Genomic DNA, 20,746 nt, shown 5'->3' on the forward strand with positions numbered 1-20,746 from the left:
CCTAGCCCTGTCCGGCCCCCCTGTGGCCGGACGTGCGCCCGACGTAGGCGCGCGAGGCGCGCGCGACGAGCGGGTGGTGGTCGGCCCGGTGCAGGACCCACTTGCGGACGTTGAAGCCGCCGGCCCGCGCCCCGCTGCCCAGCACCTCGGCGACCCCGGGCAGGCGTCCCTCCGTCTCGAGGAACGCCCGGCGGTAGCGGCGGAAGAGCCGCCCGTGGTCGAGGGCGAGCGACACGAGCGCCGCCTGCGTGGCGGCCAGCAGCTCGTCGTCGGCCACCTGGTCGAGGGCGGGCCCGGTCCCGCCCTCGAGCGCCGGCACGAGGTCGGCGAGGTCCCCGTGGACCGTGAGGCCGCGGCGCGCCAGGTCGGCCACCACGCCCTCGCCGTACGCCCGCGCCCACGCCCGGTGCTCGGCCGGCAGCTCCAGCGGGCGACCGGCCGCCCCGGCCAGCCGCGCACGGATGCCCGCCTCCACCACGAACCGGTGCTGGCTGGTGGTGAGCGCTCCCGCGACCGACTCGTTGAGCCGCCGCACCGCCTCGAGCTCGGCCGCGCCGAGGGAGACGTTGCGCGAAGCAGGGAGGGTGCCGGCCCAGCCGTCGGGCAGGCCGGTGGCCCGGCCGAAGCGGTCGAGCAGGGTCGTCGGCCCGGCTCCCGGCGGCGGCACCGTCACCAGACGGATGCGCTCGGCCGGCACCGCCGTGGCCCACGCGTCCACCACCCGGCGCACGTCGTGCCGGTACCAGAAGGACAGGCCCTCGCTCGGTGGCGCGCCCGGCTCGCCACGCACGCTCGAGACGAAGTCGTGCCACGTGACGCACCCGCCGTTGACGACCGTCTGCTGCCATGACGACACCACGGTGCGCGCGACGTCGCGCACCCCCACCACGACGAAGACCCGGTGGTCGCCGAGAGCGCGCACCAGCCGCCGCGCCTGCCGCGGGCGGGCCAGCGACAGCTCCTCCTCCGACACGACCACGCGCGCGCCGTCGTACGCCGTCACCTCGGCGAGCAGGCGGCGCAGCGCCCCCGGGACCTGGCCGCGCTCCTCGCCGTGCACCCGCTGGCCGAGCAGGTCGTAGGCCGCCAGCCGCTGCGCGCGGTGGCTGCCACCGGGGAAGAGCACCCCCTCTGCGGCCAGCCTCCCGGCGCCGGCCTCGAGCGCCGCCTGGATGGTCGTCGTGCCGGTCTTGGCCAGCCCTACGTGGAGGTGGACGTCGGTCATGGCGGTGACGCTAGGAACGGCGCGGCACCTGGGGCATGGGTCTGCAGTCCCGGCCCGCCCGGGAGCCTGCGGAGGCCCGTGAGACCCATTCCACAGGCCGGCCGGTGTCCGCGGCGTGAGGCTCGTCCTATCCTGCGGACCATGACCGACCTCGAGGGTGGACTGGACGAGCCCGAGGAGCTGCAGCCCGCGGAGGGCACGCTCCGGCTCGTGGGGGACGACGACACCTACGACGTCGCGGCCTGGGAGGCGGCCACCGCCGCGGTGCTGCGCAAGGCCCGGCGCCTGGGCGACGACGCGCCCGACTCCGACGTGTGGGCCGCCCTCGCGCACACCACCCTCGACGGCATCGAGGTCGCCCCGATCGGCCGGCCCGCCGACCTCGAGCGCCTCACCACGAGCGGTCGTCCGCAGCGGACCGGCGCCTGGGACGTGCGGACGTCGCTGGTCGGCGACGACGCCGCGGCGATCAACGAGGCGGCCCTCGTCGACCTCGACAACGGTGCGACCTCGCTCCACCTCGATCTGTCCCGGACGGTCGACCTGCCCACCGCGCTGCGGGGCGTGCTGCTCGACCTGGCGCCGGTCACCCTGGACCGCCCGGACGCCGAGCAGTCCGAGGCGCTGGCCCGGCTCCTCGACCAGGTCGCGGGCGACCCGCACCCGGCCAACAACCTGTCGGCCGACCCGGCCACCGCGCTGGCGTTCGGCGAGCGGGTCGGGGACGACGGCTCGACCGTCGCCGAGACCTTCGTCGCCACCGTCCGCCGAGCGCAGGGCCTCGGGGTCCTCGGTGCCGTGGTCGACGGCACCGCCCTCCACGACCGCGGCGCCAGCGACGCCCAGGAGCTCGGCTGGACGACGGCCGTGGGGGTCCACTACCTGCGCCTGCTCACCGACGGCGGCCTCACCGTCGACGAGGCCGCGGGGCTGATCGAGTTCCGCTATGCCGCCACCGACGAGCAGCTCCCCACGATCGCCAAGCTCCGCGCCGCGCGCCGGCTGTGGGCGCGGGTGCTCGAGGCGAGCGGCGGGTCCGACGTCCCGCAGCGCCAGCACGCCGTCACCAGCCGGGCGATGATGAGCCGGTTCGACCCCTGGGTCAACATGCTCCGCGCCACGGTGGCCGCCTTCGCGGCCGGCGTGGGCGGCGCCGACGCCGTCACCGTCGTCCCGTTCAACGAGCGCCTCGGCCTGCCCGACGCGTTCGGTCGCCGCATCGCCCGCAACACCTCCTCGCTGCTCATCGAGGAGTCGCACGTCGCCGCCGTCGCCGACCCCGCCGGGGGCTCGTACGCCGTGGAGAGGCTCACCGACGACCTCGCCGTCGCGGGCTGGGCCGAGCTGGGCCGCATCGAGGCCGACGGCGGCTTCGGCGAGCAGGCCGCCGCCGGGGTGAAGGAGCGCGTGCGTGCCGTCCGCGACGCCCGCGACGCGGGCATCGCCGACCGCTCGCGGCCGCTGACCGGCATCTCGGAGTTCCCCCACCTCGGAGAGGTGCTGCCCGAGCGGGCGCCCTTCGGCCGGGCCGGCATCCGCTACGCCTCGGCCTACGAGGACATGCGCGCCGCTCCCGCCGACCGTCCCGTCTTCCTCGCCACCATGGGCCCGGTTGCGGCCCACACCGCCCGCGCCACCTTCGCGACCAACCTGCTCGCCGCCGGCGGCGTCGCCGTCGAGGCGGCCGGTGCCACGTCCGACGCCGCGTCGGTGCTCGCCGCCCACGCCGGCCAGCGGGTCGTCTGCCTGGCCGGCACCGACGCGGCCTATGCCGAGTGGGGCGCCGACCTCGTCGCCGCCCTGCGCGCGGCAGGGGCGTCGTACGTCGTGCTGGCGGGCCGGCCAGGGGAGCGGACGGTGACCGACGTCGACGACTCGTGCGCCGTGGGGGTCGATGCGCTGGCGTTCCTGGCCCGCGTGAGAGAGGAGCTCGCCCGATGAGCATTCCCGACAACTTCGCCGAGGTGCCCCTCGCGGGCCGTGCGTCGACCGGCGGGGCACCAGGCGACCAGCAGCCCTGGACGAGCCCCGAGGGGATCGACATCCTGCCGGTCTACGGGCCCGAGCACCTCGAGGGCCTCGACGGGCTGGACACGTGGCCCGGGCTGGCGCCCTTCCTGCGCGGTCCCTATCCGACGATGTACACGACGCAGCCGTGGACGATCCGGCAGTACGCCGGGTTCTCCACCGCCGACGAGTCCAACGCGTTCTACCGGCGCAACCTCGCGGCGGGTCAGAAGGGCCTGAGCGTCGCCTTCGACCTCGCCACGCACCGCGGCTACGACTCCGACCACCCGCGGGTGCGCGGCGACGTCGGGATGGCCGGCGTGGCCATCGACTCGATCTACGACACCCGCACCCTCTTCGACGGCATCCCCCTCGACGAGATGTCGGTGTCGATGACGATGAACGGCGCGGTGCTGCCGGTGCTGGCCCTCTACATCGCCGCGGCGGAGGAGCAGGGGGTCGCGCCGGAGCAGCTGGCCGGGACCATCCAGAACGACATCCTCAAGGAGTTCATGGTCCGCAACACCTACATCTACCCGCCGGCGCCGAGCATGCGGATCATCAGCGACATCTTCGCCTACACCTCGCAGCGGATGCCGCGCTTCAACTCCATCTCGATCTCCGGCTACCACATCCAGGAGGCCGGGGCGACGGCCGACCTGGAGCTGGCCTACACCCTCGCCGACGGCGTGGAGTACATCCGCGCCGGCCTCGGGACCGGCATGACGATCGACCAGTTCGCGCCGCGGCTGTCGTTCTTCTGGGCGATCGGGATGAACTTCTTCATGGAGGTCGCCAAGATGCGCGCGGCCCGGGCCCTGTGGGCGCGGCTCGTCGACGACTTCGAGCCGCAGAACCCGAAGTCGCGCTCGCTGCGCACCCACAGCCAGACGTCGGGCTGGTCGCTGACCGCGCAGGACGTCTTCAACAACGTCGGGCGCACCTGCATCGAGGCGATGGCCGCCACGCAGGGCCACACGCAGTCGCTGCACACCAACGCCCTCGACGAGGCGATCGCGCTGCCGACCGACTTCTCCGCGCGCATCGCCCGCAACACCCAGCTCCTGCTGCAGCAGGAGTCGGGCACCACGCAGGTCATCGACCCGTGGGCCGGCTCCTACTACGTCGAGAAGCTCACCCACGACCTCGCCGAGCGGGCGTGGGCCCACATCCTCGAGGCCGAGCGCGCCGGTGGCATGGCGGCCGCGATCGAGCAGGGCATCCCCAAGATGCGCATCGAGGAGGCGGCCGCGCGCACCCAGGCGCGCATCGACTCCGGCGCCCAGAAGGTCATCGGCGTCAACACCTTCCGGCTCCCGGTCGAGGACCGGCTCGACGTCCTGCGCGTCGACAACGACGACGTCTACCGCCAGCAGCTGGCCAAGCTGGAGCGGCTGCGGGCCGAGCGCGACGACGACGACGTACGCCGGGCGCTGGACGCGCTGACCGCGTCGGCCGAGCGCGGACCGGTCGGCGGCGGCTCCCTCGAGGGCAACCTCCTCGCGCTCGCCGTCGACGCGGCGCGCGCGAAGGCCACGGTGGGGGAGATCTCCGACGCGCTCGAGAAGGTCTACGGCCGCCACCAGGCCGTGATCCGTACGATCAGCGGCGTGTACCGCGACGAGGCAGGCACCGCAGCCGGCTCCCGGGTCGCCGAGGTGCTCGCCGCGACCGAGGAGTTCGAGGTCGAGGAGGGGCGGCGCCCGCGCATCCTCGTCGCGAAGATGGGCCAGGACGGCCACGACCGCGGCCAGAAGGTGGTCGTCACCGCCTTCGCCGACCTCGGCTTCGACGTCGACGTCGGGCCGCTGTTCTCCACGCCGGAGGAGGTCGCGCAGCAGGCGGTGGACGCCGACGTGCACATCGTCGGGGTGTCCTCGCTGGCGGCCGGCCACCTCACGCTGCTGCCGGCGCTCAGGCAGGCGCTCGCGGACCAGGGTCGCCCGGACGTCATGATCGTCATCGGCGGCGTGATCCCGCCCGACGACGTCGAGACCCTGAAGGAGATGGGCGCCGCCGCGGTCTTCCTGCCCGGGACCGTGATCGCCGAGTCCGCGCTCGACCTGCTGGCCCGGCTGCGCTCCGCGTGAGGCCGTGATGGCGCGGGCCGCTCGTCCCGTGGACGTCGCCGCGCTGGTGGACGGCGTGCGCGCCGGCCGGCGCGCGGACGTCGCTCGTGCGATCACGCTGGTGGAGTCCTCGCGCGGCGAGCACCGGGTCGCGGCCCGCGACCTGCTGACCGCGCTCGCGCAGGTCGAGCGGCCGCCCGCGACGCGGGTCGGCATCTCCGGCGTGCCGGGCGTCGGCAAGTCCACCTTCATCGAGACCCTCGGCACCCGGCTCACCGCGGCCGGGCACCGGGTGGGCGTCCTCGCCGTGGACCCGTCGTCGGTGCGCACCGGCGGCTCGGTCCTGGGCGACAAGACCCGGATGGCGACGCTGTCGGTCGACCCCCGCGCGTTCATCAGGCCCTCCCCGTCGGCCGGCACCCTCGGCGGCGTCGCCCGGGCCACCGTCCAGGCGATGCTGGTGCTCGAGGCGGCGGGCCACGACGTCGTGCTGGTCGAGACGGTGGGCGTCGGGCAGTCGGAGGTGACGGTCGCCGGGATGGTCGACACGTTCCTCTTCCTCACCATCGCGCGCACCGGCGACCAGCTCCAGGGCATCAAGAAGGGCATCCTCGAGATCGCCGACGTCGTCGCGGTCAACAAGGCCGACGCGGCGGGCGGCGACGACCACGAGGGGGAGGCCCGGGTCGCCGCGCGCGAGCTCGCCGGCGCCCTGCGCCTGGTGCGCGGCCACGCCGAGTGGGCGCCGCCGGTCGTGACCTGCTCGGGGCTGACCGGCGCCGGTGTCGACGACGTGTGGGAGCGCGTAGGAGCCCACCGCGACCACCTCGGCGAGGACGGGCTGGCCCGCAAGCGCGCGGGGCAGCAGCTCGACTTCACCTGGGCGCTCGTGCGCGACGAGCTCGACCAGCGGCTGCGGTCCTCGCCGGAGGTCGCCGCGGTGCGCGACGACGTACGCCGTGCCGTGCTGTCGGGGGAGCTCCCGGCACCCCTGGCCGCCGACCGGATCCTGGCCGCTTATGACCATCGCCCGCACGGGTGGGACGGACCAACTAACCTGTGAGGGTCATGCCAACCGATGTCCCCGCCACATCCGTCATCGCCGAGGTCGTCGACAAGCACGCCGACGACCTCGTCGCCTTCCGTCGCGACCTCCACGCGCACCCCGAGCTCAGCTGGGCCGAGAGCCGCACCTCGGACCTCGTCGTGTCCGCTCTCGAGGACGCCGGCTGGACCACGAGCCGCCCCGAGGGCGGGGGTGTGCTCGCCGAGGTCGGGCACGGGGGACCGCTGGTGGCGCTGCGGGCCGACCTGGACGCCCTGCCGGTCGACGACCTCATCTCCGACCCGTGGCGGAGCACCAACCCGGGGGTCGCGCACGCCTGCGGGCACGACGTCCACACCGCCGGCCTGGTGGGCGCGGGGCTCGCGCTCGCGGAGGTCGCGACGCGCGGCCTGCTGCCCGGGCGCGTACGACTGCTCTTCCAGCCCGCCGAGGAGGTCATGCCCGGTGGGGCGCTGCACCTCATCTCGGCCGGCGCGCTCGAGGGCGTCAGCCACGTCTTCGGCCTGCACTGCGACCCCAGCCTCGACGTGGGACGGATCGGCCTGCGGGAGGGGCCGCTCACCGGCGCCGCCGACGCGCTGACCGTCCGGCTCATCGGCAAGGGGGGCCACACCTCGCGGCCGCACCTCACCGAGGACCTCACCTTCGCGCTCGGCAAGGTGATCACCGAGCTGCCCGCCATCCTCAGCCGTCGCCTCGACCCCCGCGCCGGGGTCAGCGTCGTGTGGGGCATGGTGCGCGCCGGCTCGGCCCACAACGTCATCCCGCACGGCGGCACGGTCGCCGGCACCGTGCGGATGCTCGACGCGGTCGCCTGGGCAGACGCCGAGCACCTCATCCGCCAGCTGATCAGCGCGATCGTCGCCCCCTACAGCGTGACCGCCGAGGTGACCTACCAGCGCGGCGTCCCGCCGGTGGTCAACCACGAGGTCTCCACCGCCCTGCTCGGCGAGGCCCTCGAGCGCGTGCTGGGCCCGCACGGTCACGTCTCCACCGCGCAGAGCCTCGGCGGCGAGGACTTCGGCTGGTACCTCGACTCCGTCCCGGGCGCGATGGCCCGCCTCGGCACCCGCTCGCCCGGAGGGCCGACCTACGACCTCCACCAGGGCAACCTGCGCATCGACGAGGGCGCCACGTGCATCGCCTCGCGGGTGCTGGCCGAGGCCGCGGTGACGGCGCTCTCAGCCGGTCGCTGACGGCACGTCGCCGTCCTCGGTGCCGTCCTCGGTGACCCTCGCCAGCGGGACGCCGAAGGTGAACGTGCTCCCGACGCCCGGCGTGGACCTCACGTCGAGCCGACCGCCCAGCAGGTCGGCGAGGGCCCGGCAGATGGCCAGGCCCAGACCCACCCCCCGGTGCTCGCGGGCAGCGTGGGGGTCGACCTGGGTGAAGGGCTCGAACAACGCCTGCAGGTGGTCCTCGGCGATGCCGATGCCGGTGTCGGCGACCTCGAAGCGCACCCATGTGTCGGCGGTGCACTCCTCCTCGTCCGGGCACGGTGCGCCGCTGCGGGCCTCGACCCGCACCTCGACGCCGCCCCGGTCGGTGAACTTGAGCGCGTTCTGCACCAGGTTGGTCACCACCTGCACCACGCGGCGCCCGTCGCCGAACGCCGTCACGGGGACCGACTCGTCGACGGTGAGCGAGAACGTGAGGCCGCGGGCCTCGGCCAGGGGGACCGCCCACCCGGCGACGTCGTCGACGGCGGCGCGCAGCCCGAACACGCGGGGGTGCAGCACGTCCTGGTGCGCCTCGAGGCCGGAGTAGTCCAGCAGGTCGTTGACCAGGTGCATCAGCCGCTGGCCGGACCGGTGCACCATCTGCACGTAGTGCTCCTGCTCCGCCCCCGGGTCGGCGTGCACCAGCAGCTCGGTGGCCCCGACGAGCGCCGCCAGCGGGGTGCGGACCTCGTGGCTGACGGTGGCGAGGAACAGGCTCTTGGCGGCGTTGGCCTCCTCGAGCTGGCGCACCAGCTCCTTCGCTGCCGTGACGTCCTCGGCGATGCCGTGCACGCCCACGACCTCGCCGCCGACCACGACGGGGATCATGGTGCACCGGATGTCGATGACCTCGCCGTCCGGCCGGAGCACGCGGGCCTCGGTGAGCTGGGGGATGCCGGTGAGCGTGTTGGCGAAGCTCTCGTCGATGAGGTGGACGTCGTCGGGGTGGATCACGTCGGAGTAGTGCGAGCGCCGCATCTGCTCCAGCGTCAGCCCGGTCATCGCGAGCGCGTGGCCATTCGCGTCGGTGTAGTGGCCGCTGCGGTCCACCGAGTAGGCAGCGTGGGGGTGGTGGGTGAACATCGACGCGTAGCGCTCCGAGCCCTCGTCGGGTGCGCCCTCGGGCGACGTGCGCCCAGGGGCTGCGGGGCGGGGCCGGTCGTCGTGCATCGGGTTCCTCCCGGGTGCTGGTCGCGGTGAACGCCTCGGCCGGGCTCCGGCCGCCTTTTCAGTAGAGCACGAGAGCCGCCCGGGCGGTGACCGGACCCGGACATCCGCCGGCTGCGATGATCGCTCGATGGGCGAGCCACGGGACCTGCGGACGACCTTCGACTCCGCTGCCGCCACCTACCAGGAGGCGCGGCCCGACTATCCCACCGAGCTGTACGACGCGCTCGTCGCCGCCGCCGGCCTGCACGAAGGCGACCGGCTGCTGGAGATCGGCTGCGCCACCGGCAAGGCGACGCTGCCCCTCGCGCGGCGTGGGTTCGCGATGACCTGCCTCGAACCGGGTCCGGCGCTCGCCGCCGCGGCGCGGCGCAACCTGGCCGAGCTCGGCGAGGTCGACGTCGTCGAGACGACCTTCGAGACCTACCGACCGGCGACGCCGCAGCGCTTCGACCTCGTCCTCGCCGCGACCGCCTGGCACTGGCTGGACCCGACGGTGCGCTACCGGCGGGCCTGGGAGCTGCTCGTGCCGGGCGGGCACCTGGCCTTCTGGAGCGCCACCCACGTCTTCCCCGACGGGGGTGACCCGTTCTTCGCCGAGATCCAACCGGTCTACGACGAGATCGGGGAGGCGCTGCCCGGCGACGCGGTCCGTCCCCGGCCCGGCGGGCTGCCCGACCAGCGCGACGAGATCGACGGGACCGGACTCTTCGAGGTCGTCACCGTCCGCGAGGTCGACTGGGAGGTCACCTACGACGCCGAGGGGTACCTGCGCCTGCTCGACACCTTCTCCGGCCACATCGCGATGGCGCCCGCGAAGCGGGAGCACCTGTACGCCGAGGTCCGCCGCCGGCTCGCGAGCCGTCCCGACGGGCGCCTCGTGCGCGGCTGGGGCGCGGTGCTGCACGTGGCCCGGCGCCGCGGCTGACCCGCTCACTGTTGTCGGTAGGGCACTCCGTCCGCCGCGGGCGGCCGGGACCGGCCCACGAGGCCCGCCACCGCGAAGATGGTGACGAGGTAGGGGAGCATCAGCATGAACTGGCTGGGGACCGGGGAGCCGATCGCCGACAGCACGCCCTGGAGGTTGGACGCGAAGCCGAAGAGCAGCGCGGCCAGGGTGGCCCGGATCGGGTCCCACTTGCCGAAGATGACCGCCGCCAGCGCGATGTAGCCCGCCCCGCCGGTCATCTCGCGGTTGAACTGGGAGACCGAGACCAGGCTGTAGTAGGCGCCGCCCATGCCGGCGATCAGGCCCGCGAGCAGGATCGTGCGGTAGCGGGTGCGGTTGACCTTGATGCCGACCGTGTCGGCCGCCTTCGGGTGCTCGCCGACGGCACGGACCCGCAGGCCCCAGCGGGTGCGGTAGAGGGCGTACGCCACCAGTGCGACGACGACGTAGAGCACGTAGACGAGCGGGGTCTGGCGGAACAGGATCGGGCCGATCAGCGGGATGTCGCCGAGGATCGGGATGGGCAGCCGCTGGAAGCGGTCGGGGGAGTTCAGCGTCTCGGCGTTGGGCGTGAGCACCTGGCGGAACATAAAGTTGGTCAGGCCGAGCACGAGCACGTTGAGCACCACGCCGACGATGACCTGGTCGACGAAGTAGGTGATCGCGAACAGGCCGAGGACGAGCGCGACCAGGGCGCCGGCCACCGCGGCGGCGACGAGGCCGGCCCACGGCGAGCCGGTCGTCGAGGCGGCGATCGCGGCGGCGAACGCGCCGAGGAGCAGCTGGCCCTCGATGGCGATGTTGACCACGCCGGCCCGCTCGCCGAGCACGCCACCGAGGGCGCCGAAGACCAGCGGGATCGCCAGCGCCACGGCGCCGCCCAGCAGGCTCACCACGAGGATGGTGCCGTCGGCGGCGGCCCAGCTGAGGAAGCCGACCATCCACGCGACCGCGAAGGCGATCGGGATCCACAGCGGCTGCCGCGAGCGCGCCAGCATCCGGCGGAGGGCCTCGGCGGTGAGCGCGAGGCAGACCACCACCATCACCCACGCGGTCGGCCCGGACGGCACGACGATGTCGGGCAGCTGGACGAAGTCGCTGTCGACGGCGAGCTGGAACGTCGTGCTGCCGGAGTGGCTCGAGCGCAGCAGCACGACGGCGAGGAGCACCGTCAGCACGCCGAGGATGATCGGCAGCTTGCGGGCGCCGGCACCCCGGGTGGGGGTCACGGCCGTGTCGGGAGCCAGCCCACCGCTCTCGGGCACGGGCTGCTGGGTCACGGTGCTCACTTGGCCTCCTGGGCGGGGAGCCGGAAGATCGCGCGCACCAGCGGGGGTGCGGCGAGGAAGAGGACGATCAACGACTGCACGACGAGCACCAGGTCGACCGAGATGTTCTCGGACGTCTGCATGGTGAAGCCGCCGGCCTTGAAGGCGCCGAACAGGATCCCCGCGGCGAGGATGCCCAGCGGACGGGAGCGGCCGAGCAGCGCCACGGTGATGGCGTCGAAGCCGATCGCCGCGTCGAGGTCGAGGGACACGCCGCTCGTGACGGTGCCGAGCACCTGGTTGATGCCCGCCAGGCCCAGCAGCGAGCCGGCGACCATCATCACGACCGTGTAGGTCCGCCCGACGTTGATGCCGGACGCACGCGCGGCGTGCGGGTTCTCGCCGACGGCGCGCACCCGGTAGCCGAAGGTGGAGCGGTTGAGCACCCACCACACCACGGCGACCGCGACGAGCGCGATCACGAACCCGAGGTGCAGGTTGAACTGCTCGCCCAGCACGTCCGGCAGGACCGCCGACTGCTTCATCGGCGGCGACTTCGGGTTCACCGAGCCCGGCGTCTTGAGCAGCCACTCCTTAATGAGGGCGTAGAAGAGCAGGTAGTAGGCGACGTAGTTGAGCATGATCGTGACGATCACCTCGTGGGCACCCGTGCGGGCCTTGAGGAGGCCCGCGATGCCGCCCCACAGTGCGCCGGCGGCCATGCCGACCAGGATCGCGAGCGGCAGGTGGATCGCCGTGGGGAGGTCGAGCTGGAAGCCGACCCAGCCGGCGGCGCCGCCGGCGACCAGCATCTGGCCGCGGCCGCCGATGTTGAACAGGCCGGCGCGGAACGCCAGCCCCACGCCGAGGCCGCCGAGGACCAGCGGGCCGGCGAACTTCATGGTCTCGGTGAGCGGGCGCCACTGCTGGGCGGGCTCGGTGAGGTTGTAGTTGAACACGGCGCCGCGGAACATCGCGCTGTAGGCGCCGGAGATGGCGTCCCAGAGGGCGGTGAAGAAGTCGGAGGGTCGGGCGGTGACGTAGCTCGCGGTCTCCCGCACGGTCTCGTCGGTCGCGGCGATCATCACCGAGCCGACGAAGACGGCGAGGAACACCGCGAGCACCCCGGCCAGTGCGTCGCCGGAGGCGATCTCGCGCAGCAGGGAGCGCGACCGGTCGCCGGAGGTGGCGGCGGCGTCCTCGGCGGGGTCGACGGGCGCGTCGACGCGGGTGCTGCCGCCGGTGGGCTTCTCGTCGGGCTGAGGCTTCTCGGTGTCGCTCACGCCACCACGTCCTTCACGTCCTGGGGGCGTTCGCCGGTCATCATCAGCCCGAGGGTGGTGCGCGGGGTGTCGGCCGGCACGATGCCGACGACGCGACCGCGGTAGAGCACCATGATGCGGTCGGCCAGGGCCACCACCTCGTCGAGCTCGGTCGAGACCACCATGACCGGGATGCCGCTGTCGCGGGTCGCGACGATCTGCTTGTGGATGAACTCGATGGAGCCGACGTCGACGCCGCGGGTGGGCTGGGCGGCGACGAGCAGGCGCAGGTCGCGCGACAGCTCGCGGGCCACGACGACCTTCTGCTGGTTGCCGCCGGAGAGGTTGGCGGCCAGCGAGTCGATGTCGCGCGCGCGGACGTCGTACTCCTTGAGCTTCTTCTCGGCGAAGGCGCGGAGCGCGCCGAGGCGCAGGGAGCCGTTCTTGACGAACGGCGACCTGAAGCTGCGGTTGAGCATGAGGTTCTCGGCGATGGTGAAGCCGGGCACGAGGCCGTCGACCTGTCGGTCCTCGGGGATGAAGCCCACCCCGGCGTCGAGGATCCGGCGGGTGGAGCGGCCGACGAGCTGCTCGCCGTCGAGCACGACCGAGCCGCTGACGTCGTCCTGCAGCCCGAGGAGGGCCTCGGTGAGCTCGGTCTGGCCGTTGCCCTGCACGCCGGCCACGGCGAGGACCTCGCCGGCGCGGATGGTGAAGGAGATGCCGTCGACCTGGACGTGACCGGCGGCGTCGACGACCCGCAGGTCCTCCACGACGAGCGCCTCGGCGCCGAGCGTCGGCTCGTCCTTGTGGACCACCAGCTCGACGGGCCGGCCGACCATCATCGAGGCGAGCTCGGCGTTGCTGGCCTTGGGGTCGGCCTCGCCGACCACCTTGCCGTGGCGGATCACGGTGATCCGGTCGGCGACCTCGCGCACCTCGCGCAGCTTGTGGGTGATGAAGACGATGGCCTTCCCGGCCTCCCTGAGCTGGCGCATGATGTCCATCAGCTCGTCGGTCTCCTGCGGCGTGAGCACCGCGGTGGGCTCGTCGAAGACGAGCAGCTCGGCGTCGCGGGAGAGCGCCTTGATGATCTCGACCCGCTGCTGCACGCCGACCGGGAGGTCCTCGACGAGCGCGTCGGCCTTCACGTGGAAGCCGAAGCGCTCGGAGATCTCGGTGACGCGGTCACGGGCCGCGTCGACGTCGAGGGTGCCGGCGAAGCCGGTGGACTCGTTGCCGAGCATCACGTTCTCGGCGACGGTGAAGACCGGGATGAGCATGAAGTGCTGGTGCACCATGCCGATGCCCGCGGCCATCGCGTCGCCGGGGCCGGTGAAGTGCTGCACCTCGCCGTCGAGCTCGATCTCGCCCTCGTCGGCCCGGTAGAGGCCGTAGAGCACGTTCATCAACGTCGACTTGCCCGCGCCGTTCTCGCCGAGCAGGCAGTGGATCTCACCGGGCTCGACCGTGAGGGAGATCGAGTCGTTGGCCACCACGCTGCCGAAGCGCTTGGTGATGCCTCGCAGGACGAGTCTCATGGCATCGCATCCTAGGGGTCGGATCTTGGCAAAAGAGAGGGAGGCCGACGGGTCCGTCGGCCTCCCTCCGATGTGGAGCGCGGGTGATCAGCCCAGGTAGGAGTTCACCTTGATCGAGCCGTCGATGATGCCGGCCTTGACGGTCTCGAGCTCGTCGGCCAGCTCGGGGTTGACCTTGTCCTCGAAGTTGTGGAACGGGGCGATGCCGACGCCGTCGTTCTCGAGGGTGCCCACGTAGGGCTCGAAGTCGAACTCGTCGTTGCCCGCGGCCAGGACGGCCTCGTAGGTCGAGACCTTCATGCCCTTGAGGATCGAGGTCATGACGTAGTCCTGCGTGTCGGGGTCGGTCTCGAACAGGTCGGCGTCCACGCCGATCATGGCGACGTCGTTGCCGGAGTCCTCGATCGCGGTGATCGCGCCCTGGTAGATCGGGCCACCGACGGGGAGGACCACGTCGACGTCCTGGTCGAGGATCTGCTTGGCGGTGCTGGTCGCGGCCTCGTTGGCCTCGAAGCCCCCGGTGAAGGAGCCGTCCTTGCCGTCCCAGCCGACGACCTCGACGTCCTTGCCCTTCTCCTCGGCGTAGTACTCCGCGCCCTGCTTGAAGCCGTCCATGAAGATGGTGACGGTCGGGAAGGGCAGGCCGCCGAAGGTGCCGACCTTGCCGGTCTTGGTGTAGTCGGCAGCGGCGTAGCCGGCGAGGAACGCGGCCTCGGCCGTGTTGTAGAGCAGCGGCTTGATGTTGGGCTCGTCGGCCTTGCCGTCGAACGTCTCGCCGTCGTCGCCGCCGTCGGCGGAGTCGTCGATCAGGACGTACTCGATGTCGGGGTTGGCCGCGGCCGACTCCTTGGTCGCGGCGGCCAGGGCGAAGCCGACGGTCACGATGACGTCGCAGCCCTCGCCGACCAGGCTCTCCAGGTTGGGGGCGTAGTCGTTCTCGCTGTTGGACTCGACCGGCTTCAGCTCCACGCCGAGCTCGTCGGCGGCCTGCTTGGCGCCCTCGTAGCCGAGCTGGTTGAACGACTTGTCGTCGAACCCGCCGGCGTCGGACACGATGCAGGGCAGGAAGTCGCTGGCGGCGGGCTCGCTCCCGCTCCCGCTCCCGCCGTTCGTCTCCTCCGCGGGTGCGTCGCCGCACGCAGCCAGGGTCGCGGCCGCGAGCAGGGCCACGAGGCCGCTCGAGACGACCTTCCTCGTCTTCAACACAAATGCCTCCAAAATCGTGCACCCCGGGGTTGGGGCCAGCGTTCGGCGTCATGATGCCTGCCACGGCTCGCTGCGTCACGGGGTTGCGGTGTTCCGAAATGCGTTTGAGACCTAAAACCCGCCGGAGAACTTTCGGCGGAACATGCCGAAGACCGGCGGTTCGCCGTATGCGCCATAGTGGCCGCGTGGAACAGAGGGAGTGGGACGAGCTCAAGCAGGCCGCCGTCGAGGTGATGGGCCGCGCCTACGCGCCCTACTCGCGCTACCCCGTCGGGGCCGCGGCGCGGGTCGACGACGGGCGCACGGTGGTGGGGTGCAACGTCGAGAACGCGGCGTACGGCGTCGTGCTGTGCGCCGAGTGCGGGCTGGTGTCCCAGCTGCACGCCAGCGGGGGCGGGCGGCTCACCCACTTCGTGTGCGTCAACGGCGACGGCGAGGTGATCATGCCGTGCGGGCGCTGCCGCCAGCTGCTCTTCGAGCACGGCGGGCGCGACCTGCTGCTGTGGACCGTCTCCGGGGTCAAGCCGATGAGCGAGGTGCTGCCCGACGCCTTCGGGCCCGACGACCTGGCCCGGGTGGCCACCGACGAGGCAGGACCGTCCTGATGCCCGCACACGACGCCGTCGAGGTGATCCTCGCCAAGCGCGACAAGCACGAGCTCACCGACAGCCAGATCGACTGGGTGATCGACGCCTACACCCGCGGCGAGGTGGCCGACGAGCAGATGTCGGCGCTCGCCATGGCGATCCTGCTCAACGGCATGAATCGCACCGAGATCTCCCGCTGGACCGCGGCGATGATCGCGTCGGGGGAGCGGATGGACTTCTCCACGCTGTCGCGGCCCACCGCCGACAAGCACTCCACCGGCGGCGTCGGCGACAAGATCACCCTCCCGCTGGCCCCGCTCGTCGCGGCGTGCGGCGTGGCCGTGCCGCAGCTGTCGGGCCGCGGCCTCGGCCACACCGGCGGCACCCTCGACAAGCTCGAGTCGATCCCGGGCTGGCGCGCGGACCTCGGCAACGAGGAGATGGTCGCGATCCTCGAGGAGGTCGGCGCGGTCATCTGCGCGGCGGGCGAGGGCCTCGCCCCCGCCGACAAGAAGCTCTACGCCCTGCGCGACGTGACCGGCACGGTGGAGGCGATCCCGCTCATCGCCAGCTCGATCATGAGCAAGAAGATCGCGGAGGGCACCGGCGCGCTCGTGCTCGACGTCAAGGTCGGCAGCGGCGCCTTCATGAAGGACGTCGACAGCGCGCGCGAGCTCGCCGAGACCATGGTCGGCCTCGGCACGGACGCCGGCGTGCACACGGTCGCGCTCCTCACCGACATGGCGACCCCCCTCGGCCTGACCGCCGGCAACGCGATCGAGGTCGCCGAGTCGGTCGAGGTGCTCGCCGGCGGCGGCCCCGCCGACGTGGTGGAGCTGACGCTGGCGCTGGCCCGCGAGATGCTCGCGGGCGCCGGGCGCGGTGACGTGGACCCCGCGGACAAGCTGGCCGACGGGTCGGCGATGGACGCCTGGAAGGCGATGATCCGGGCGCAGGGCGGCGACCCCGACGCGGCCCTGCCCGAGGCGCGGGAGTCGCACGTCGTCACCGCCCCGAGCAGCGGCACGCTCACCCGGCTCGACGCGATGGCGGTCGGGATGGCCGCGTGGCGCCTCGGTGCGGGCCGGGCCCGCAAGGAGGACCCGGTGCAGGCCGGCGCCGGCGTCGTGTGGCACGCCCGGCCGGGTGACGAGGTCACGGAGGGCGAGCCGCTGTTCACGCTGCTCAGCGACGAGCCGGCGCGCTTCGAGCGTGCCCTCGCCTCGCTCGAGGGCGGCTACGACATCGGCTCGGGCGGCGACGGGGCGGACCGGGCGACCCCCGGCGACATCGTGCTGGAGCGCATCGGCTGAGGCCGTCCCCAACTCTGACGATGACCCGTCGGTAGCACCCGTTCGCCGCGGTTCTGTTCCTAGCGTTCCTTTACTTTAGGGATCCGGGGAGAGAGCCCATGCAGAACAACGACGAGCGCGGGTCGGGCCGCGCCAGGATGATGTCCACCGCGGTGCTGGCGACGGTGGTGATGGTGACGGGGCTGGTCGTCGGTGCGGGCGCGACCTGGCTCGCGATGGCCCGGCCGGGCAGCGAGGCCGCGGCGCCGGGCTGCGACCGGTTCCGCACCGTCGACGTGGCCGTGGCGCCCGCCATCTACGGCGTCGTCGTCACGGCCCTCGAGGAGGCCACGCCGGCCTGCACGTCCGTCGAGCCCGCCATGCGCTCGGGCATCGACGTCGCCCAGGGCGTGTCCATGGGAGGGGCGCTCCCGGACATCTGGATCCCGGAGGCCCGCTACCTCACCACCGCGGCCCACCTCGGTCCCGCCGCCCGGCCCGAGCTGCGGCTCGGGGCGAGCCTCGCCACGACGCCGGTCCTGCTGGTCGGCGGCACCCAGGCGCGCCGGTTCGGCTCCTGGGGCGACGCCGAGGCCTCCAAGCTGGTGTCCGTCCCCGACCCGGCCTCGTCCGTGTCCGGCGCGCTCGCCGTCACGGCCCCCGAGGCCGAGGCCCGCGCGGTGGGCCGCAGCCGCGTCGACGCCCGCGAGATGCTGGTCCCCTTCGCACAGGCCTACGGCGCCCGCCGGGTGCGCGGTGCCGACGACACCGTCCGGCCCGCGATGTTCGCCCGCCGGTCGCCCCGGCTCGTCGTCACCACCGAGCAGGAGCTCCTTGGCGTTCCCGACCGCGACGACCTGCGCGACCTGACCCCGGGCGTCGGCTCGCCCGCGCTCGACTTCCCGCTCACGGTGCGACGCGACGCCGCACCCGGCGCCCGGGCGCTCGCCCGTGCGCTCCGCGCCCACCTCGCCACCGAGGAGGGACGCCGCCTGGTGGCAGCCGAGGGGCTGCGCGCGCCGGGCGCGGCGGGCAAGGTCCTGCCGACGCCGTCGGGGGAGGCCATCTCCCGGGCGGTGCGGTCGTGGGGCCTGTTCAGTGTGCCCTCCTCCATGCTGGCCGTCGTCGACGCCTCCGGCTCGATGGACGCCGACGCCGGCACCGGGTCGCGCATGGACCTGCTGGCCGACGCCTCCCGGATCGGGCTCTCGTTCCTCCCCGACCACGCCCGGGTCGGGCTCTGGGTGTTCTCCATCGACCAGGGCGGGCCCGGGCAGGACTGGCGCGAGCTCGAGCCGATGCGCCGGCTCGACGACCTGCGCTTCGGCCGCACCCAGCGCTACGCCCTGCGCGAGCGCGCCGACCAGATGTCGGCCCTGACCGACGGCGGCACGGGGCTCTACGACACCGCGCTGGCCGCCTACCGGGAGGCGGTGCGCCGCTACCGCCCGCACTACTCCAACGCGGTGGTCCTCATGACCGACGGCCGCAACGAGGACCCGGGCTCCATCGAGCTCGAGCCGCTGCTGCAGCGGCTCGAGGAGCTGCGCGACCCCGAGCGGCCGGTGCGGATGGTCGGCATCGCGATCAGCGGCGACGCCGACCTCGCGGCCCTGCGCCGGATGGCGCAGGTGACCGGTGGCGAGGCCTACCTCGCCGCCGAGCCCGAGGACGTGCTGGAGGTGTTCGCCCAGGCGGTGCTGTCGCGGTGAGCCCGCGGCCCGGCCGCCTCAGCGCACGAACGCCCGCGCCACCGTGGCGGCGAGCGCCTCCCGGCGACGGCGGTGCAGGGACCCGGGGTCGCCGCGGTCGGCGGTGCGGGTGAGGGAGGCCTGCGCCCAGGTGCCGGCCAGCGCGATGAGCATCGACCAGAGGTCCTCGACGTCGACGTCGGCCACCAGCACGCCGGCGACCTGGGCCTCGTGCAGGCGGGCCAGCGCGGGACCGTCGTGGTGCGGGGTGGTGAACAGGTCACCGCTCGGCCGGCGCTCGAGCCGCGACCAGATCAGCAGCCGGACCAGCGAGGGATCGGCCAGGTAGGCGTCGTAGAGGCGGGTGGCGTAGCCGGGCAGGTCCTCGACGGTCAGGGGGACCCGGCCCACCGTGGCGGCGACGTGCAGAGCGACGGCGGCGTCGAACAGCGCGTCCTTGTTGCCGACGTGGGCGTAGAGCTGGGACTTGTTGATCCGGGCGGTCGCGGCGATGCGGTCGACGCGCGCCCCGGCCAGGCCGTGCGCCACGAACTCGGCCGTCGCCGCCTCGAGGATCCGCTGACGGGTCTGCTCGGCCTTTCCCACCGGGGTAGTCTACCGGGAACCAACCAACCGGTTGGTTCTGCACTGCTCGTCACCCCACCAGGAGTCACCATGTCCAAGGTCACCGGCTACCGAGCGACCGACCGCCCCGGCGAGGTGGAGCTCGTCGGCCTCACCCGCCGCGACCTCAGGCCCGACGACGTCGAGGTCCGGATCTCGCACTGCGGGGTGTGCCACACCGACCTGCTCGCGCTCAGCGGGTCCGCCGCGGGCCGCGGCGGCACCCCGCTCGTCCCGGGCCACGAGTTCGTCGGCGAGGTCGTCGCGACCGGCCCCGCGGTCACGTCCTTCGCGGTGGGCGACCCCGTCGCCGTCGGCAACATCGTGGACTCGTGCGGGACCTGCGCGATGTGCGTCGCGGGCCAGGAGAACATGTGCGTCGAGTTCCCCACGCTGACCTATGGCGGCACCGACCGGGTCGACGGCTCCACCACGCTCGGCGGCTGGTCGTCGTCGTACGTCGTGCGCGAGGACTTCGTCTACCACCGCCCGCCCGCCCTGGACCCCGCCGCGGTCGCTCCGCTGATGTGCGCGGGCGTCACGGTGTGGGAGCCGCTGCGCGTGTGGGGTGCCGGACCCGGCACCCGCGTGGGCGTGGTCGGGCTGGGCGGCCTCGGCCACCTCGCGGTGAAGCTGGCGGTCGCGCTCGGCGCCGAGGTCACGGTGTTCACCCGCACCGCCGACAAGGCCGCCGACGCCCGCGCGCTGGGGGCGCACCGGGTGGTGCTCTCCACGGACGAGCAGGACATGGCGGCGGCGGGGGAGAGCCTCGACCTGGTCATCGACTGCGTCCCCGGCGCCCACGAGGTCGGCCCCTACCTGCGCACGCTCGCCCTCGACGGGACGCTGGTGGTGGTGGGCCACCTCGGCGAGGTGCGGGTCGACGCGATGGACCTGCTGCGCGCGCGCCGTCGGCTGGCCTCGTCGGGCAGCGCCGGACGGGCCAGGACGCAGGAGCTGCTCGACTTCTGCGGCGAGCACGGCGTCACCGCCGACGTCGAGACGGTCCCGTCCGCCCAGGTCGCGACCGCGCTGGAGCGGCTGGGACGCAACGACGTCCGCTACCGGTTCACCCTCGACCTGCGCGACCTCGGCTGACCGGGGAGCCGTACGACGGCGTCAGGCGAGCAGCAGCACGACGTGCTGGGCCACGCAGGCGGGCTTGTCGCGACCCTCGATCTCGACGGTGTGCTCGACGATGAGCTGCTTGCCCTGGGGCAGGTCGCGGACCTCGCCGAAGCGCACGTGGGAGCGCAACCGGCTGTCGACCGGCACCGGGTGGGGGAAGCGCACCTTCTCCAGGCCGTAGTTGAGCCGCGCGCCCGGCGTCTCGAGGCGGAAGACCTGCGAGGCGAAGTGGGGGAGCAGGCTCAGGGTGAGGAAGCCGTGGGCGATCGTCGTGCCGAAGGGCCCGGCGCCCGCCTGCGCGACGTCCACGTGGATCCACTGGTGGTCCAGCGTGGCGTCGGCGAAGGAGTCGATCCTGGCCTGGTCGACCGCGAGCCACTCGCTGGTGCCGATCTCGGACCCGGCGGCTCCGGCGACGTCGTCGAGGGTGGTGAAGGTGCGCAT

At 73.3% G+C, this 20,746-nt stretch carries 17 protein-coding genes; 9 read left to right on the top strand and 8 right to left on the bottom strand.

Translation table 11 applies throughout. The annotated features are described in order from the left end of the window. Position 1: 1 nt before the first annotated feature. Complete coding sequence (locus SHK17_RS04930; RefSeq protein WP_322921259.1) at positions 2–1,225, bottom strand: hypothetical protein; 1,224 nt, start codon at positions 1,223–1,225, stop codon at positions 2–4. A gap of 141 nt (positions 1,226–1,366) precedes the next feature. Between SHK17_RS04930 and SHK17_RS04935 the strand changes: the two genes are divergently transcribed. From SHK17_RS04935 to SHK17_RS04950, 4 genes are read left to right on the top strand one after another with little or no spacing between them, the layout of a single operon-like run. Next, positions 1,367–3,166, top strand: a complete 1,800-nt coding sequence (locus SHK17_RS04935) for a methylmalonyl-CoA mutase family protein (RefSeq protein WP_322921260.1) — start codon at positions 1,367–1,369, stop codon at positions 3,164–3,166. Further along, the gene (scpA, locus tag SHK17_RS04940) at positions 3,163–5,322 is read left to right on the top strand and encodes a methylmalonyl-CoA mutase (RefSeq protein ID WP_322921261.1); all 2,160 of its coding nucleotides are present in this window, start codon (positions 3,163–3,165) and stop codon (positions 5,320–5,322) included. The genes SHK17_RS04935 and scpA overlap by 4 nt, the downstream gene beginning before the upstream one ends. 7 nt (positions 5,323–5,329) lie before the next feature. Then, entirely contained in the window at positions 5,330–6,364 is a 1,035-nt protein-coding gene (gene meaB / locus SHK17_RS04945) for a methylmalonyl Co-A mutase-associated GTPase MeaB (RefSeq protein ID WP_322922011.1), read from the top strand. Positions 6,365–6,369: 5 nt separating this feature from the next. Then, positions 6,370–7,563: an amidohydrolase gene (locus SHK17_RS04950; protein WP_322921262.1), complete on the top strand. Its 1,194-nt coding sequence runs from the start codon at positions 6,370–6,372 to the stop codon at positions 7,561–7,563. On the opposite strand, the gene SHK17_RS04955 is transcribed toward SHK17_RS04950, so the two are convergent. After that, positions 7,549–8,757, bottom strand: coding sequence for a sensor histidine kinase (locus SHK17_RS04955; RefSeq protein WP_172270221.1), 1,209 nt, complete (start codon positions 8,755–8,757; stop codon positions 7,549–7,551). The two genes, SHK17_RS04950 and SHK17_RS04955, sit on opposite strands and share 15 nt — an antisense overlap. A 127-nt stretch (positions 8,758–8,884) precedes the next feature. Here SHK17_RS04955 and SHK17_RS04960 point away from each other — a divergent pair, with 127 nt between their 5' ends. Continuing rightward, the gene (locus tag SHK17_RS04960) at positions 8,885–9,682 is read left to right on the top strand and encodes a class I SAM-dependent methyltransferase (protein ID WP_322921263.1); all 798 of its coding nucleotides are present in this window, start codon (positions 8,885–8,887) and stop codon (positions 9,680–9,682) included. Positions 9,683–9,687: 5 nt separating this feature from the next. Here SHK17_RS04960 and SHK17_RS04965 read toward each other — a convergent pair whose 3' ends face one another. From SHK17_RS04965 to SHK17_RS04980, 4 genes are all read right to left on the bottom strand, one after another. After that, positions 9,688–10,992 carry an ABC transporter permease gene (locus SHK17_RS04965; RefSeq protein WP_322921265.1) on the bottom strand — a complete coding sequence of 435 codons (1,305 nt, stop codon included), beginning with the start codon at positions 10,990–10,992 and terminating at the stop codon, positions 9,688–9,690. After that, positions 10,989–12,254, bottom strand: a complete 1,266-nt coding sequence (locus SHK17_RS04970) for an ABC transporter permease (RefSeq protein WP_322921266.1) — start codon at positions 12,252–12,254, stop codon at positions 10,989–10,991. Before SHK17_RS04970 ends, SHK17_RS04965 begins: the two co-directional genes overlap by 4 nt. Further along, positions 12,251–13,774 carry an ABC transporter ATP-binding protein gene (locus tag SHK17_RS04975; protein ID WP_322921267.1) on the bottom strand — a complete coding sequence of 508 codons (1,524 nt, stop codon included), beginning with the start codon at positions 13,772–13,774 and terminating at the stop codon, positions 12,251–12,253. The genes SHK17_RS04970 and SHK17_RS04975 overlap by 4 nt, the downstream gene beginning before the upstream one ends. Before the next feature lie 87 nt (positions 13,775–13,861). Beyond that, positions 13,862–14,980, bottom strand: a complete 1,119-nt coding sequence (locus SHK17_RS04980) for a BMP family ABC transporter substrate-binding protein (RefSeq protein ID WP_172270227.1) — start codon at positions 14,978–14,980, stop codon at positions 13,862–13,864. A gap of 167 nt (positions 14,981–15,147) precedes the next feature. Here SHK17_RS04980 and SHK17_RS04985 point away from each other — a divergent pair, with 167 nt between their 5' ends. The 3 genes from SHK17_RS04985 to SHK17_RS04995 all read left to right on the top strand — a co-directional run bounded on the left by SHK17_RS04985 (position 15,148) and on the right by SHK17_RS04995 (position 18,571). Beyond that, the gene (locus SHK17_RS04985) at positions 15,148–15,585 is read left to right on the top strand and encodes a cytidine deaminase (RefSeq protein WP_405030397.1); all 438 of its coding nucleotides are present in this window, start codon (positions 15,148–15,150) and stop codon (positions 15,583–15,585) included. Continuing rightward, the gene (locus SHK17_RS04990; RefSeq protein ID WP_322921269.1) at positions 15,585–16,880 is read left to right on the top strand and encodes a thymidine phosphorylase; all 1,296 of its coding nucleotides are present in this window, start codon (positions 15,585–15,587) and stop codon (positions 16,878–16,880) included. Before SHK17_RS04985 ends, SHK17_RS04990 begins: the two co-directional genes overlap by 1 nt. A 98-nt stretch (positions 16,881–16,978) precedes the next feature. After that, a complete protein-coding gene (locus tag SHK17_RS04995) occupies positions 16,979–18,571 on the top strand; it encodes a VWA domain-containing protein (RefSeq protein ID WP_322921270.1) in 1,593 nt (530 codons plus the stop codon). Between the two features lie 18 nt (positions 18,572–18,589). On the opposite strand, the gene SHK17_RS05000 is transcribed toward SHK17_RS04995, so the two are convergent. Then, entirely contained in the window at positions 18,590–19,156 is a 567-nt protein-coding gene (locus tag SHK17_RS05000) for a TetR family transcriptional regulator (protein ID WP_322921271.1), read from the bottom strand. Positions 19,157–19,225: 69 nt separating this feature from the next. On the opposite strand from SHK17_RS05000, the gene SHK17_RS05005 reads away from it, so the two are divergent. Then, a complete protein-coding gene (locus SHK17_RS05005; protein WP_322921272.1) occupies positions 19,226–20,272 on the top strand; it encodes an NAD(P)-dependent alcohol dehydrogenase in 1,047 nt (348 codons plus the stop codon). 21 nt (positions 20,273–20,293) lie between these two features. Here SHK17_RS05005 and SHK17_RS05010 read toward each other — a convergent pair whose 3' ends face one another. After that, on the bottom strand, positions 20,294–20,746 hold the full coding sequence (locus SHK17_RS05010) for a MaoC family dehydratase (protein WP_322921273.1): 453 nt from the start codon (positions 20,744–20,746) through the stop codon (positions 20,294–20,296).

The sequence above is a fragment of the Nocardioides renjunii genome, assembly GCF_034661175.1.
GTDB classification, from domain to species: domain Bacteria; phylum Actinomycetota; class Actinomycetes; order Propionibacteriales; family Nocardioidaceae; genus Nocardioides; species Nocardioides renjunii.